This is a genomic window from Amycolatopsis sp. NPDC051128 (assembly GCF_040682715.1).
In the GTDB taxonomy this organism is placed as follows: domain Bacteria; phylum Actinomycetota; class Actinomycetes; order Mycobacteriales; family Pseudonocardiaceae; genus Amycolatopsis.
Window position 1 is genome coordinate 52,950 of the sequence record NZ_JBFBBN010000012.1, and the last position, 13,218, is coordinate 66,167.

The window sequence follows — 13,218 nt, forward strand, 5'->3', positions numbered from 1 at the left end:
ATGGGAGAGGCATCACCCGTGATCGAGGAGGCATCACGTGTGATTGGCGGGGCATCACCCGCGCCTGGAGCGTCGGCTCGCGTGCCTGGAGGGTCGGCTCGCGTACCTGGGCGGTCGGGTTGCGTGCCTGGGCGGTCGGTCGGTGGCGGGTGGGGGCCCGGATACGGTTTGGGCGTGCCTCGACGCAACCGTCCCGGCCGCCGCTCGGACGGCGGGCCGCCCGAGCGCGACCTCGGTGCCGCGACCGGCTGGGCGCGTGCCGAGTCCGGGGCCGACGGCGACTGGCTGGTCCGGACCGTGCCCGGGGCCCAGGCCACCAAGTTCTACCGCTGTCCCGGCTGCGACCACGAGATCCGGCCGGGCACCCCGCACGTCGTCGTCTGGCCCGCCGACGAGACCGGCTCGGTCGCCGATCGGCGGCACTGGCACCGCACCTGCTGGGACGCCCGGGCACGCCGCCGCCCGCACCGCCGCTGGTGATTCGCTCTGGAGTTGTCAAACACCGCCCGGCTCAGCGCCGGTAGTGCCGCGACATCGCGCCCTCGTACATCTCCTCCGTGTACTCGGTGAAGCCGAGCCGCTCGGCCACCCGCAGCGACGGCTTGTTCGCGACGCTCACGCTCGCCAGCACCGGCAGGGTCGGCAGCTCGCGGGCGCACCACTCCAGCACCGCCAGGCCCGCCTCGACGGCGTAGCCCTTGCCCCACGCGGACGGCCGGAACCGGTAGCCGAGGTTGAGCACCTTCTCGCCGTGGAACTCCCGCAGCCGCACGCCGCACATGCCGAGCACCTCGGCGCCGCCGCGTTCGAGCACCGCGGGGTAGCCGAAGCCGTGCTCGGCCCAGTGCGCCAGCCAGCCCGAGAACATCTCCGACGCCTTCGGAACGTCGGGTGGCGCGGGATGGAAGCGGTTGGTGCGCGGGTCGGTGTGGATGTCGACCATCGCCCGCCGGTCCGCCTCGTTCGGCGGACGCAGCAGCAGCCGGTCGGTTTCGATGTCGGTGAACACATCGGCGAAGCTAACGCGGGGGTCCGACAAAATGACGGGCATGACCGAACTGCCGCTGGTCCTCCTCCACGCCTTTCCCCTGGACGCCCGCATGTGGGACGCGGTCCGCGAGCCCCTCGCTTCACACCTTCGGGTGATCACTCCGGATCAGCGCGGGCTCGGCCGCTCGCCGCTGCCGGACTCCGATCGCGAGCCGAGCCTCGAAGACGCCGCGCGCGACGTCGTCGCCCTGCTCGACCGCCTGGAGCTGGACCGCGTCGTGCTCGGTGGCTGCTCGATGGGCGGCTACCTCGCGATGGCCGTGCTCCGGCTGGCGCCGGAGCGGATCGGCGGCCTCGTGCTCATCGACACCAAGGCCACCCCCGACACGCCCGAGGCCGCCCAGGCGAGGCTGGACGTCGCCAAGCGGGTCGAAGACGAGGGCGTCGGGGGCTGGCTGGCCGAGGCCAACCTGCCGAACCTGCTGGCCGGATCGACGCGGGAGCGACGTCCCGAGATCGCCGAGACCGTCCGCGAGATCATCGAATCCCAGCCGCCGAACGGGATCTCGTGGGCGGCGCTGGCGCTGCGGACCCGGCCGGACTCCCTCGACCTGCTGCGGGACGCCGGGGTGCCGGCGCTGGTCATCGTCGGTGAAGAAGACCCGATCACCCCGGTGGCGGCCGCGAGCGCGATGGTCGAGGTCATGGCCGGCGCCACGCTCGTGGTGATCCCGGGCGCCGGGCACCTGAGCCCGCTGGAGGCCCCGGCGGACGTGGTCGAGGCGATCCTGTCCTGGCACCCCGCGACTCAGGAGAAGTAGGCGGCGAACGCCGAGCGGGCCGCGGGGAGCCGGTGCGGGAACCGGATCGCGATGACGTGCCGCCACACGACCGAGTAGAGCTCCCGCAGGCGCATCCAGGGCCCGAGCACGGCCTCGGGCACATCGCCCGGATAGGCGGCCAGGAGCTCCGGGCCACCCTGCCGGGCGAGGATCCCGAGGTCCCAGGCCAGCGACCCGCGCCAGGTGTCCTCGAAGTCCAGCCAGCACGGTCCGGCTTCGGTGGCGATCAGGTTTCCGGGGTGCGCGTCGCCGTGCAACGGCTGCACGGCGACGTCCGGCAGCGTCGCGGCGAGGCGGGCCGTCTCCGCGCGCAACCGGGGCGTTTCGCCGTCCAGGTCGTGCCGGCCGAAGATGCGCTCCAGGTCGTCGAGCGGGCCGCGCCGGGGCAGTTCGCCCGGGAACTCCCGCAGTGCCGAGTGCACCTCGGCGAGCGAGCCCGCGACGACGTCCGGTGCGTACCGGTGGTCCGGATCGTGCGGGGTGTGGTGCCAGAGTGTGACCGGCAGATCCTCGGCGAAATGGGGTCCGGCCGGGGGATCGGTGGCCGGTGAGACGACGAGCACACCACGTTCGGTGAGGAACCGGGACACGGCCACGTCCCGCTCCTGCCACGCCGCCCCGGGCCGCGCCAGGCGGATGGTGCCCGGCACCCGCGCGACCAGCGGACCCAGCTTCACCAGCACGTTCGAGCGCTCGTGGAGCACCTCGGGCTCGTGCTCGCGCAGGCCGAGCCGGGACGTCACGGTCAGTGCCGCGCGAACCGCGGCGCGCGTGTAGTCGTCGGCCACGGCCCGATCTTGCCAGCCGGTGCGCGCGACTGTCGGTAGTGAGGGATACGATCCCCCCTGACCGCCGGAGCCGGGCCCAGCCCGCGCCCGGCGGCCGGACGATGACCACCACAAGGTTTCAGTGTTGGAGGCAGGAGTGACGGCCGTAGCCCCCAAGCCGATCGCCACGCGCCCGTACCCCGCGCGCGAGTCGGTTAAGGGTTCGTACCTGCTGCGGTTGTTCCGCACGACGGACCACAAGCAGATCGGGATCATGTACCTGGTCACGTCGTTCGCCTTCTTCATGGCGGGCGGCGCGATGGCCATGCTCATCCGCACCGAGCTGGCGCGGCCCGGGCAGCAGTTCCTGTCCCAGGAGCAGTACAACCAGCTGTTCACCATGCACGGCACGGTGATGCTGCTGCTGTACGCGACCCCGATCCTGTTCGGTTTCGCGAACTTCATCCTGCCGCTGCAGATCGGCTCGCCGGATGTCGCGTTCCCGCGGCTCAACGCGTTCTCGTACTGGCTGTACCTCTTCGGCGGCCTGATCGTGATGTCCGGCTTCCTGACCCCGGGTGGCGCCGCCGACTTCGGCTGGTTCGCCTACACCCCGCTGTCGGACGCGATCCACTCGCCGGGCGTCGGCGCGGACCTGTGGATCTCCGGCCTGGTGATCGGTGGTCTCGGCACCATCCTCGGCGCGGTCAACATGATCACTACCGTGGTCTGCCTGCGCGCGCCGGGCATGACGATGTACCGGATGCCGATCTTCACCTGGAACATCCTGGTCACGAGCATCCTGGTGCTGCTCGCCTTCCCGATCCTGACCGCGGCCTTGATGGGCCTGCTGGCGGACCGGCATCTCGGGGCGCACGTGTTCGACCCCGAAAACGGCGGCGTGATCCTCTGGCAGCACCTGTTCTGGTTCTTCGGCCATCCCGAGGTGTACATCGTCGCGCTGCCGTTCTTCGGCATCGTGTCGGAGATCTTCCCGGTGTTCAGCCGGAAGCCGATGTTCGGCTACAAGAGCCTGGTGTGGGCGACGCTGGCGATCGCGGCCCTGTCGGTCGCGGTGTGGGCGCACCACATGTACGCCACCGGCGCCGTGCTGCTGCCGTTCTTCTCCTTCATGACCTTCCTGATCGCGGTCCCGACCGGCGTGAAGTTCTTCAACTGGATCGGCACGATGTGGAAGGGCCAGCTGTCCTTCGAGACGCCGATGATCTTCTCGATGGGCTTCATCGTCACGTTCCTCTTCGGCGGCCTGACCGGCATCATGCTGGCCGCGCCGGCGATCGACTTCCACGTGTCGGACAGCTACTTCGTCGTCGCGCACTTCCACTACGTGCTCTACGGCACGATCGTGTTCGCCACCTTCGCCGGCATCTACTTCTGGTTCCCGAAGATCACCGGCCGGATGATGGACGAGAAGCTGGGCAAGTGGCACTTCTGGACCACGTTCATCGGCTTCCACATGACGTTCCTGGTCCAGCACTGGCTGGGCGCGGAAGGCATGCCGCGCCGGTACGCGGACTACCTGACCAGTGACGGCTTCACCACGCTGAACACGATCTCCACGATCGGCGCGTACATCCTCGGCGCCTCGACGCTGCCGTTCATCTGGAACGTCTTCAAGAGCTACCGGTACGGCGAGATCGTCACGGTGGACGACCCGTGGGGCTTCGGCAACTCGCTCGAGTGGGCGACCTCCTGCCCGCCGCCGCGGCACAACTTCACCGAGCTGCCCCGGATCCGCTCCGAGCGGCCCGCGTTCGAGCTGCACTACCCGCACATGCTCGAGCGCATCCACAAGGAAGGCGAGATCGGCTTCTTCGGGAAGCAGAAGGTCAACAGCCACGCGGCGCCGTCGCAACTGCTCACCGAAGCGGTGATCCCGGGAGACCACTCCAAGGACAACGCGAGCGAGCAAGGCGACAAGTAGGACCCCCTGAACGAGTCAGCGCGTGCCCGGCTTCGGTGAAGCCGGGCACGCGCTTTGCTTACCGATCCGGCCAGAGCAGGCCGAGCCCTCACGTGGCTGTGGTCGGATTGGTAACAATCGGCCCACTTGGCCGAGTCCGGCCCGGCAGACTGACCGTGCAGCGTTGCCGAACGAGGGATGACCAGTGACACAGACCCCCGTCCTGATCACGACGACCGGCCCCGACAAGCCGGGCGTCTCGTCCGTGCTGTTCGCCGTGCTGACCCTGCACGACGTCGACGTGCTCGACGTCGAGCAGGTCGTCATCCGCGGGCAGCTGGTGCTCGGCGTGCTCGCCGGGGTCTACCGCGACCCGGAGGGCCTGCAGGAGTCGGTCGAGCAGGCGATGGCGTCCGTCGGCATGCAGGTCGAGGTCAAGATCGGTGCGGCGATCGGGGAGGACCCGTTCGCGCTGGGCCGCGGCGACTCGTCCCACGTGCTGGTCGTGCTGGGCCGTCCGGTCACCGCGCGGGGCTTCTCGGAGGTCGCGCGCCGGCTGGCGTCGCTCGGCGCCAACATCGACGCGATCCGCAGCGTCGCCGACTATCCCGTGACCGGGCTGGAGCTGTACGTCTCGGTCGACCGGGACACCCCCGAAGCCGACGCGGCGCTGCGCCTGGAACTCGCCGACGCCGCGGTCGAGGCCGGCATCGACATCGCCGTGGAGCGGGCGGGCATCATGCGGCGCGCGAAGCGGCTGGTCGTCTTCGACGTCGACTCGACCCTGATCCAGGGCGAGGTCATCGAGATGCTGGGCGCGCACGCCGGGGTGGAGCCGGAGATCCGCGAGATCACCGAAGCGGCCATGCGCGGTGAACTGAACTTCACGGAGTCGCTGGAACGGCGGGTCGCGCTGCTGGCCGGTCTGCCGGCCACGGCGATCGACGAGGTCGCCGCGTCGATCGAGCTCACCCCGGGCGCCCGCACGACGATCCGCACGCTCAAGCGGATGGGCTTCCGCACCGGCGTGGTGTCCGGCGGGTTCACCCAGGTCATCGACGGCCTGGCGGAGGAGCTCGGCCTCGACTTCGCGGCGGCGAACGAGCTCGAGATCGTGGACGGCAAGCTCACCGGGAAGGTGGTCGGCGAGATCGTCGACCGCGCGGGCAAGGCGAAGGTGCTTCGCCGCTTCGCCGGTGAGTACGACATCCCGCTCGAGCAGTGCGTCGCGGTCGGGGACGGCGCCAACGACATCGACATGCTTTCCGCGGCGGGCATGGGGGTCGCGTTCAACGCCAAGCCCGCGCTGCGCGAGGTGGCCGACACCGCGCTGTCGCACCCCTACCTCGACGTCGTGCTGTTCGTGCTCGGCCTCACCCGCAGCGAAGTCGAAGCGGCCGACGCCGCCGACGGGCTCGAGCTGATGCGTCCGTGAGCAGCGTTCTCGACCCGCTGGGCGCCCGCTACGCCTTCTGGCTCGGGCTCCCGGCCGAAGACACCTCGGACACCTCCGACGAGCTCCCGGAGGAGGTCCGGGCGATGCCGGTGATCCTGCGCATCGAACGCGCCGAGCCGCCGGGCCGCACCCCGCTGCTGGAAGCCGCGGCGGCGGCCGCGCTGGCGGTGTGCCTGGACGAGCGCGCCGAGCCCGGCGGCGAGTGGGCCGAGCCGATGCACGCGTGGCTCGACAACCGGATCCGGAAGGTCGCGCGGCGGGCGCGGGGCGCGCACTGGGCGGCCGTCCAGGACCTGCCGGGCATCACCTGCGAGGTCGACGGCGCCGAGGCCAGGGCCCTGGTGCCGGGCCTGGTCACCGAGACGCCCAAAGAGGTCGCGCGGCTGCAGATCTCGGGCAGCGAACTACCACCGGACGAGCCGGGCCCGGTCCCGGACGGCGTCCCGTTGCTCCTGCTCAACCCGCACGTGCCGATGACCGTCGGCAAGGCCGCCGCCCAGGTCGGCCACGCCACGATGATCCTCGCCGCGCTGCTCGGCGAAGCGAAGCTGGCCGGCTGGGCCGAACGGGGTTACCGGACCGCGGTGCGCACGGCGAGCGTCGCGCGGTGGAAGGAACTGCACCCGGGAGACGATCCCGAGGGCGCGTGGCGGCGCGACCGGGTGATCGCCGTCCGGGACGCCGGGTTCACCGAGGTCGACCCGGGGACGATCACGGTTCTTGCCCAGTGGGAACCGGAACAAGTGTCTTCCTGACCGGGTTGGAGCGGGCATGGGACTCGAAGTACGACGCGACGGGCAGCACGCGTTCGTCGGGCGCAACGACCGGGGCGCCGAGGTGCGGCTGGGCCGGGCGGGCGCCGAAGGAGCGTTTTCGCCCGCCGAACTGCTGCAGATCGCGGCCGCGGGCTGCGGCGCGGTGACCGCCGAAGAGCTGATCACGCGGCGGGTCGGCGAAGACGCGAAGTTCTGTGTCACCGTCTCGGCCGACCGGCGCGAAGGTGCTTCGGAACTGGATGCCGTGCACGTCGCTTTCGACGTCGATGTGTCGACATTGGCGGCGGATCACCGGGCGGCGCTGGCCGCCGCCGTGGACCGGGCGATCGAACGGCTCTGCACGGTGAGCCGGACGCTCAAGAAGGGCGTCCCCGTGACGGAGACCTTCCCCCGAACCTAGTTCTGGCTGGATTCCCAGACAACGTAGGCCTGGTCCGCGTCGGTCGTCATGGCTTCGATGAACTTCTCGTTGTCGAAGCCGGGCAGGGCCTGCAGCCGTTCGATCAGCGCGTCGGCCGCCGGGTCGCCGCTCGGCACCGCGGTGCCCTTGCCGTCGTTACCCACCAGCATGAAGAAGACGTCTTCGTTCCAGGGGCCGTCAGGGATGACCCTGACCATCACCGAGGACAGCTCGGACCACGTGACGGCCTCTTCGCTGCCGTCCGCGAGCCGCCGCCGCACTCCGGTGTCGTCGACGCTGACGGTCCGGGACTGGGCGCTGGACGAATCCTGGGTCAACCGGTGCTCCCTTGTTGCTTCGGTGGGTTCACCGTACCGGGCGCGGCCGTGGACCGCGTCACGCGGGCGCGGCTGCGTCGAGCCGCCGCAGCGCTTCCCGCACCACTTTCGGGTCCATCGTCGGCCAGAACGGCGGCAGTGACGCGCGCAGGAAGCCGCCGTAGCGGGCGTTCGCCAGCCGGGAGTCCAGCACCGCCACCACACCGCGGTCGGTGACCGACCGGTGCAGCCGCCCGGTGCCCTGTGCGAGCAGCAGCGCGGCGTGCGTGGCTGCCACGGTGAGGAACCCGTTGCCGCCCCGGGCTTCCACCGCGCGCTGCCGCGCCGAGGACACCGGGTCGTCCGGGCGCGGGAACGGGATCCGGTCGACGACCACGAGCTGCAGCGACGGCCCGGGAACGTCCACGCCCTGCCACAGGCTGAGCGTGCCGAACAGGCACGTGCGGACGTCTTCGGAGAACTTCTGGACCAGCAGCGACGTCGCGTCGTCGCCCTGGCACAGGATCGGGAAGTCCAGCCGCTCGCGCATCTCCTCGGTGGCCTGCTTGGCCGCCCGCATCGAGGAGAACAGCCCGAGCGTGCGCCCGCCCGCGGCCTCGATCAGCTCGGCCAATTCGTCCATTGTGGACGACGTCAGGCCGTCGCGGCCCGGTGGCGGCAGGTGCTTGGCCAGGTACAGGATGCCGTTCTTCCGGTGGTCGAACGGCGAGCCGACGTCCAGGCCGGTCCACTTCGGGCCGGTTTCCACGTCGGACGGCGCTTCCTTGTCCGTCGCCGCGCCGGGCGCCTTCTCGACCCGCGCCGGGGCGGGCGGGAGCCCCCACTGGCGCGCCATGGTGTCGAACGTGCCGCCGAGGGTCAGGGTCGCCGAGGTCAGGATCGTCGTGTGCTGGTTGAACACGCGCTCGCGCAGCAGCCCGGCGACACCGAGCGGCGCCACCTTCAGCGCCGGCGGCCGCGGGTTCGACGCGTACTTGTCGCCGGACAGCCAGACGACGTCGCGCTGGTGCGCCTGGTCCTCCTCGAACGCCTCCAGCAGCCGGACCGCGGTGTCGTGCACCTCGTCGAGCAGCGACCGCGCCAGCTTGCGCGCCGTGGCCCCCTCGACGTCCTCCTTGCGGTCGGAGCCCAGCGCGGTGATGCACGCGTGCGCGGCGTCGCGGATCGCCGGGATGGCGCCCTGCAACGGCCGGGGCAGCTCGTCCAGCCGGCCGGCGGACAGGTCGTCGACGATCAGCGCGAGCCCGTCACCCGCCTCCAGCAGGCGGTCGGCGACGTCGGCGTCGATGAGCTTGCCGCAGCGCCGCGCGGCCGCCGCGCACATCGCGCTGGTCAACTCGCCGGTGGCGACCGACGTGACGCGGTCGACCAGGTCGTGCGCCTCGTCGATGATCACCACGTCGTGGTCCGGCAGCACCTGGTAGCCCTGCAGGGCGTCGATCGCCAGCAGGGCGTGGTTGGTGACGATGACGTCGGCGCGGCCGGCCTCGGCGCGGGCCTTCTCGGCGAAGCAGTCCGTGCCGATCGGACAGCGCGAAGCGCCGAGACATTCCTTCGCCGTCACGGAAACCTGCCGCCACGCCTGGTCGGTGACGCCGGGGACGAGCTCGTCGCGGTCGCCGGTTTCGGTGTCCGACGCCCACTCCCGCAGCCGCGTGACCTCCTTGCCCAGCCGGGACACCGCGAACGGGTCGAAGAGCTGGGCGTCCTCCGGCTCGTCCGGCGCGCCGGAATCCAGCCGGTGCAAGCACATGTAGTTGCGGCGGCCCTTGAGGATCGCGAAGGTCGGCTCGCGCCCGAGTGGCTTCCTCAGCGCCTTCGCGAGCCGGGGAAGGTCGCGGTCGACGAGCTGGCGTTGCAGCGCGATCGTGGCCGTCGAGACCACGACCGTGGCCTCCTTCTCGACGGCGTGGCGGATCGCGGGCACGAGGTAGGCCAGTGACTTGCCGGTGCCGGTGCCGGCCTGCACGGCCAGGTGCTCACCGGTGCGGATGGCGCGGCCGACGGCGTCGGCCATCTCGACCTGCCCTGGGCGTTCGGCACCACCGACGGACTCCACCGCGTGGGTGAGGAGTTCGAGGACGCCGGGGAAATCAGTTCGGGCGGGCACAGCGACACATTAGCGGCCACCTCCGACAGGATCGGTGATCCGTCGCGAACGGGCCACTCGCGCGCCGCCGGGGGCCGTCCGCGCGGGAAGGCCCCCGGCGAGCGGTCAGTCTTCGGTGCGGCGGGAAACCAGCTTCCAGGTGAGCGGCAGCAGACCGGCGGCCACGACGATCTTCAGCGCGTCGCCGACGAGGAACGGCGTCACGCCCTTGGCGAACGCCGTCGACAGGTCGAACCCGGTCGACGCCATCAGCCACGGCACGCCGAACGCGTAGATGACCACGTTGCCGAGCACCATGGTGCCCGCGGTGCGCAGCGGCGTCCGGTCGCCGCCGCGGCCGGCGAGGGCGCCGACCAGCGCGCCGGCGAAGACGAACCCGACGATGTAGCCCGCGCTCGCGCCGGACAGGCCGGCGGTGCCGTGCTGGAACCACGGCACGCCGACGGCGCCGACCAGCAGGTACACCAGCATCGACGCGGCACCGCGCGACATGCCGAGCGAGGCGCCCACGAGCAGCGCGGCGAACGTCTGGCCGGTCATCGGCACCGGGCTGCCCGGCACCGGGATCGTCAGCTGCGCGGCGGCGCCGGTGAGCACGGCGCCGCCGGCGACGAGCGCGATGTCCCGGACGAGCGTGCCGGGCACGAGGTCGGCCAGCACGGGCCGCTTGCCGGCGAAGGACAGCGAAGACACGAAACCTCCCAGGGTGGACTCTCACACGCGACGATCGAGGTTAACGCTCGTTACCGTTCCCGGGACCCCCTGAGTTGCGTTCCTCACCGGCCACTCGTACGGGTGGACCCGATCAGGGCGCCCCAATGCGGCGTTCGGTCAAGGCCGGGCAGTTAGCTGCGGCAGCGAGCTGTCAAGCTGCCCGATTGGCCCGATTGGCCCGATTGGCACGGCCTTCCGTTGACCGCTTGCGCGGCAGAGGAATCCTTAACTACCCGGCCTTGGGCGTTGGGTGCGTTGGATTGGACGCACCGAACGCCACATTGGGTGCGTTGGACGCAACCAACGCCACATTGGGGCGCTTGGGACCGGGGTCAGGGCGTGGTGAAGCGGCTCGCGGCCGCGACGAACTCGCCCGCCCGCGTCGCCAGGTCCGGCAGGCTGCCGCCGGACGACAGCGCGTCGCCCAGCAACGGTGTCGCCGCCGCGACCGCGATCGCGCCCGCGCGCAGGTAGCCCTCGACGTCGGCCAGGTGGACGCCGCCGGTCGGGACCAGCGGGACGTCCGGCAGCGGTGCCCGCACCGCGCGGACGTAGGCGACCCCGCCCGCGGCCGCGACCGGGAACACCTTGACCGCGGCCGCGCCGAGCCGCCAGGCCTGGTCGATCTCCGTCGGCGTCAGCGCGCCGCAGATCACCGGGACCGCCAGCGCCGCCGCGCGCTCGAGGACCGCCGGGTTGACCGTCGGCGTGACCAGGTACGCCGCGCCCGCGTCGGCCGCGATGTCCACATCGGACGGTTCGCGGACGCTGCCCGCGCCGATCAGGGCGTCGTCGCCGAGCGCCAGGCGCAGCGCGGTGATCGCGGCGGGCGCGCCCGGCGTCGTCAGCGTCGCTTCGAGCAGGCGGACGCCCGCCGCGTGCAGGACCATCGCGGCGTCGGCGAACCGCGACGCCTCCGGAGCCCGCAGGATCGCGACGAGCCGGTGCCGCGCCAACGCCGTCTGCAGGTCCTTCACGCGGCCGGCGGCACAGGCGCGGTGCCGGAGTAGGCGACACCGGCCTCCTCGAAGTCCTTCAGCGTCGCGTCCACCGTCGGCTGCGAGCCGCCGACGGTCAGGTCCAGCAGCACCCGCACGCCGAAGCCGGCCTTCGCCGCGTCGAGTGCCGTCGCGCGGACGCAGAAGTCCGTCGCGATGCCGACGACGTCGACGTCGGTGACGTCGTGCGCGCGCAGCCACGCCTCCAGGGACTTCCCGTCCCGGGCCGCGCCCTCGAAGCCGGAGTACGCGGCGCTGTACTCGCCCTTGGAGAACACCTCGCCGATCGGGACGACGTCCAGCGCGGGGTGGAACGACGCGCCCGGCGTGCCGGCGACGCAGTGCACCGGCCAGCTGTCCTTGAAGTCGGGTGTCTCGCTGAAGTGGCCGCCCGGGTCGATGTGGTTGTCCCGGGTGGCCACGACGTGGCTGTACCCGCCCTCGACGGCCTGCTTCGAGATGGCGGCGGCCGCGGCGGCCCCGCCCGGCAGGCCGAGCGAACCCCCTTCGCAGAAGTCGTTCTGCACGTCCACCACGATCAGCGCGGTCCCCATGGTCGAACTCCTTCTCTCAGAGCCAGTGTCGTTTACAAGAACTGCGTCGGGATGGCGGGCTCACCGTGCGAGAGCTTGAGGCCCTCCCACGGCAGGCTGACCAGGCCGCGGCGAAGCCGCTGCCTCGCGTCGTCGAGCGTAGGCAGGTCCGGCTCCGTGCGGCCAGCGCGGATCAGCGGGATCTGCAGCGGCCGGTCGTTCGCCTCGGGCTCCGGGGCGGCGCCCGAAGTCGTCCAGACGACCTCCTCGACCGCCGTGCCGGTGTCGCGGTGGCGCCGCAGCGCGGACTTCCGTCCGCCGCGGGACTCCTTGTGCGCGCTGCGCTTGGCGACCGGCTTGCCGTCCACCTCGACGAGCTTGTAGACCATCCCGGCGGTCGGCGCGCCGGACCCGGTGACCACCGACGTGCCCACGCCGTACGCGTCGACGGGCTCCGCGCGCAGCGCCGCGATGGCGTGCTCGTCGAGGTCGCCCGACACCACGATCCGGGTGTCCTTCGCGCCCAGCGAATCCAGCTGCTCACGGGCGCGGCGGGCGAGCGGGCCGACGTCGCCGGAGTCGATCCGGATCGCGCCGAGCTCGGGCCCGGCGACGCGGACCGCCGTTTTGATGCCCGCGGTGATGTCGTAGGTGTCGACCAGCAGCGTCGTGTCCTGCCCCATCTTCTCGACCTGCGCGCGGAAGGCCGCCTCCTCGCTGTCGTGCAGCAGCATGAAGGCGTGCGCGACGGTGCCGCGGGTCGGGATGCCGTAGCGGCGCCCGGCTTCGAGGTTGGACGTCGTCGCGAAACCGGCCAGGTAGGCGGCGCGCGCGGCCGCGACCGCGGCGTACTCGTGCGTGCGGCGGCCGCCCATCTCGATGATCGGACGGCCGTGCGCGGCGCCGGACATCCGGGCCGCCGCGGACGCGATCGCGCTGTCGTGGTTGAGGATCGACAGCACCAGCGTCTCCAGCAGCACGCACTCGGCGAACGAGCCGGTGACGGTGAGGATCGGCGAACCGGGGAAGTACAGCTCACCCTCGGGGTAGCCGGCGATGTCACCCGAGAACTCGTAGTCCGCGAGCCAGGCGAGCGTCGCCTCGTCGACGACCGCGGTGGCTTCCAGCTGCGCCAGCTCGGCGTCGGTGAAGCGGAAGTCCGCGATCGCGTCGAGCACCCGGGCGGTACCCGCGACGACGCCGTAGCGCCGCCCGTCGGGCAGTCGCCGGGCGAACACCTCGAACACGCAGGGTCGCTCCGCCGTCCCGTCGGCGAGCGCGCTGCCCAGCATGGTCAGCTCGTAGTGGTCGGTGAGCAGCGCAGTGCTGGCCGTGGCCGGCTCCGGTGAACCCATGGGGGTAAGCCTATT

14 protein-coding genes are annotated in these 13,218 nt (G+C 71.6%); 6 read left to right on the plus strand and 8 right to left on the minus strand.

Going from position 1 to position 13,218, the window contains the following annotated elements; all coding sequences use genetic code 11:
• Positions 1-174 precede the first annotated feature (174 nt).
• A complete protein-coding gene (locus AB0M82_RS15180; RefSeq protein ID WP_364721765.1) occupies positions 175-480 on the plus strand; it encodes a hypothetical protein in 306 nt (101 codons plus the stop codon).
• A 31-nt stretch (positions 481-511) separates the two neighbouring features.
• On the opposite strand, the gene AB0M82_RS15185 is transcribed toward AB0M82_RS15180, so the two are convergent.
• Complete coding sequence (locus tag AB0M82_RS15185; RefSeq protein ID WP_364721767.1) at positions 512-1,051, minus strand: GNAT family N-acetyltransferase; 540 nt, start codon at positions 1,049-1,051, stop codon at positions 512-514.
• Between AB0M82_RS15185 and AB0M82_RS15190 the strand changes: the two genes are divergently transcribed.
• The gene (locus AB0M82_RS15190; protein WP_364721769.1) at positions 1,050-1,811 is read left to right on the plus strand and encodes an alpha/beta hydrolase; all 762 of its coding nucleotides are present in this window, start codon (positions 1,050-1,052) and stop codon (positions 1,809-1,811) included. The two genes, AB0M82_RS15185 and AB0M82_RS15190, sit on opposite strands and share 2 nt — an antisense overlap.
• Here the strand turns inward: AB0M82_RS15190 and AB0M82_RS15195 are convergent.
• Positions 1,799-2,620, minus strand: coding sequence for a phosphotransferase (locus AB0M82_RS15195; RefSeq protein ID WP_364721771.1), 822 nt, complete (start codon positions 2,618-2,620; stop codon positions 1,799-1,801). The two genes, AB0M82_RS15190 and AB0M82_RS15195, sit on opposite strands and share 13 nt — an antisense overlap.
• A gap of 136 nt (positions 2,621-2,756) precedes the next feature.
• On the opposite strand from AB0M82_RS15195, the gene ctaD reads away from it, so the two are divergent.
• From ctaD to AB0M82_RS15215, 4 genes are all read left to right on the plus strand, one after another.
• Positions 2,757-4,544 (plus strand): cytochrome c oxidase subunit I, encoded by a 1,788-nt coding sequence (gene ctaD / locus AB0M82_RS15200; RefSeq protein WP_364721773.1) that lies wholly within the window; start codon positions 2,757-2,759, stop codon positions 4,542-4,544.
• 184 nt (positions 4,545-4,728) lie between these two features.
• Positions 4,729-5,958 carry a phosphoserine phosphatase SerB gene (gene serB / locus AB0M82_RS15205; RefSeq protein ID WP_364721775.1) on the plus strand — a complete coding sequence of 410 codons (1,230 nt, stop codon included), beginning with the start codon at positions 4,729-4,731 and terminating at the stop codon, positions 5,956-5,958.
• The gene (locus tag AB0M82_RS15210) at positions 5,955-6,734 is read left to right on the plus strand and encodes a peptidyl-tRNA hydrolase (protein WP_364721777.1); all 780 of its coding nucleotides are present in this window, start codon (positions 5,955-5,957) and stop codon (positions 6,732-6,734) included. Before serB ends, AB0M82_RS15210 begins: the two co-directional genes overlap by 4 nt.
• 16 nt (positions 6,735-6,750) lie before the next feature.
• A complete protein-coding gene (locus AB0M82_RS15215) occupies positions 6,751-7,155 on the plus strand; it encodes an OsmC family protein (protein WP_364721779.1) in 405 nt (134 codons plus the stop codon).
• Here the strand turns inward: AB0M82_RS15215 and AB0M82_RS15220 are convergent.
• The 6 genes from AB0M82_RS15220 to AB0M82_RS15245 form a co-directional block, all read right to left on the minus strand.
• Positions 7,152-7,493 (minus strand): hypothetical protein, encoded by a 342-nt coding sequence (locus AB0M82_RS15220; protein ID WP_364721781.1) that lies wholly within the window; start codon positions 7,491-7,493, stop codon positions 7,152-7,154. The genes AB0M82_RS15215 and AB0M82_RS15220 overlap by 4 nt on opposite strands.
• Before the next feature lie 58 nt (positions 7,494-7,551).
• On the minus strand, positions 7,552-9,603 hold the full coding sequence (locus tag AB0M82_RS15225) for an ATP-dependent DNA helicase (RefSeq protein WP_364721783.1): 2,052 nt from the start codon (positions 9,601-9,603) through the stop codon (positions 7,552-7,554).
• A gap of 105 nt (positions 9,604-9,708) precedes the next feature.
• Positions 9,709-10,296 carry a biotin transporter BioY gene (locus AB0M82_RS15230; protein WP_364721785.1) on the minus strand — a complete coding sequence of 196 codons (588 nt, stop codon included), beginning with the start codon at positions 10,294-10,296 and terminating at the stop codon, positions 9,709-9,711.
• 353 nt (positions 10,297-10,649) lie between these two features.
• Positions 10,650-11,294: a bifunctional 4-hydroxy-2-oxoglutarate aldolase/2-dehydro-3-deoxy-phosphogluconate aldolase gene (locus AB0M82_RS15235; RefSeq protein WP_364721787.1), complete on the minus strand. Its 645-nt coding sequence runs from the start codon at positions 11,292-11,294 to the stop codon at positions 10,650-10,652.
• Entirely contained in the window at positions 11,291-11,869 is a 579-nt protein-coding gene (locus tag AB0M82_RS15240; protein WP_364721789.1) for an isochorismatase family protein, read from the minus strand. The genes AB0M82_RS15235 and AB0M82_RS15240 overlap by 4 nt, the downstream gene beginning before the upstream one ends.
• A 32-nt stretch (positions 11,870-11,901) precedes the next feature.
• The gene (locus AB0M82_RS15245) at positions 11,902-13,203 is read right to left on the minus strand and encodes a nicotinate phosphoribosyltransferase (RefSeq protein WP_364721791.1); all 1,302 of its coding nucleotides are present in this window, start codon (positions 13,201-13,203) and stop codon (positions 11,902-11,904) included.
• Positions 13,204-13,218 lie beyond the last annotated feature (15 nt).

Bases quoted from the DNA above. Each gene is read 5' to 3' on its own strand.
- AB0M82_RS15240 (WP_364721789.1), bottom strand. From the start codon at position 11,869: ATGGGGACCGCGCTGATCGTGGTGGACGTGCAGAACGACTTCTGCGAA.
- AB0M82_RS15215 (WP_364721779.1), top strand. From the start codon at position 6,751: ATGGGACTCGAAGTACGACGCGACGGGCAGCACGCGTTCGTCGGGCGC.
- AB0M82_RS15245 (WP_364721791.1), bottom strand. From the start codon at position 13,203: ATGGGTTCACCGGAGCCGGCCACGGCCAGCACTGCGCTGCTCACCGAC.
- AB0M82_RS15190 (WP_364721769.1), top strand. From the start codon at position 1,050: ATGACCGAACTGCCGCTGGTCCTCCTCCACGCCTTTCCCCTGGACGCC.
- AB0M82_RS15185 (WP_364721767.1), bottom strand. From the start codon at position 1,051: ATGCCCGTCATTTTGTCGGACCCCCGCGTTAGCTTCGCCGATGTGTTC.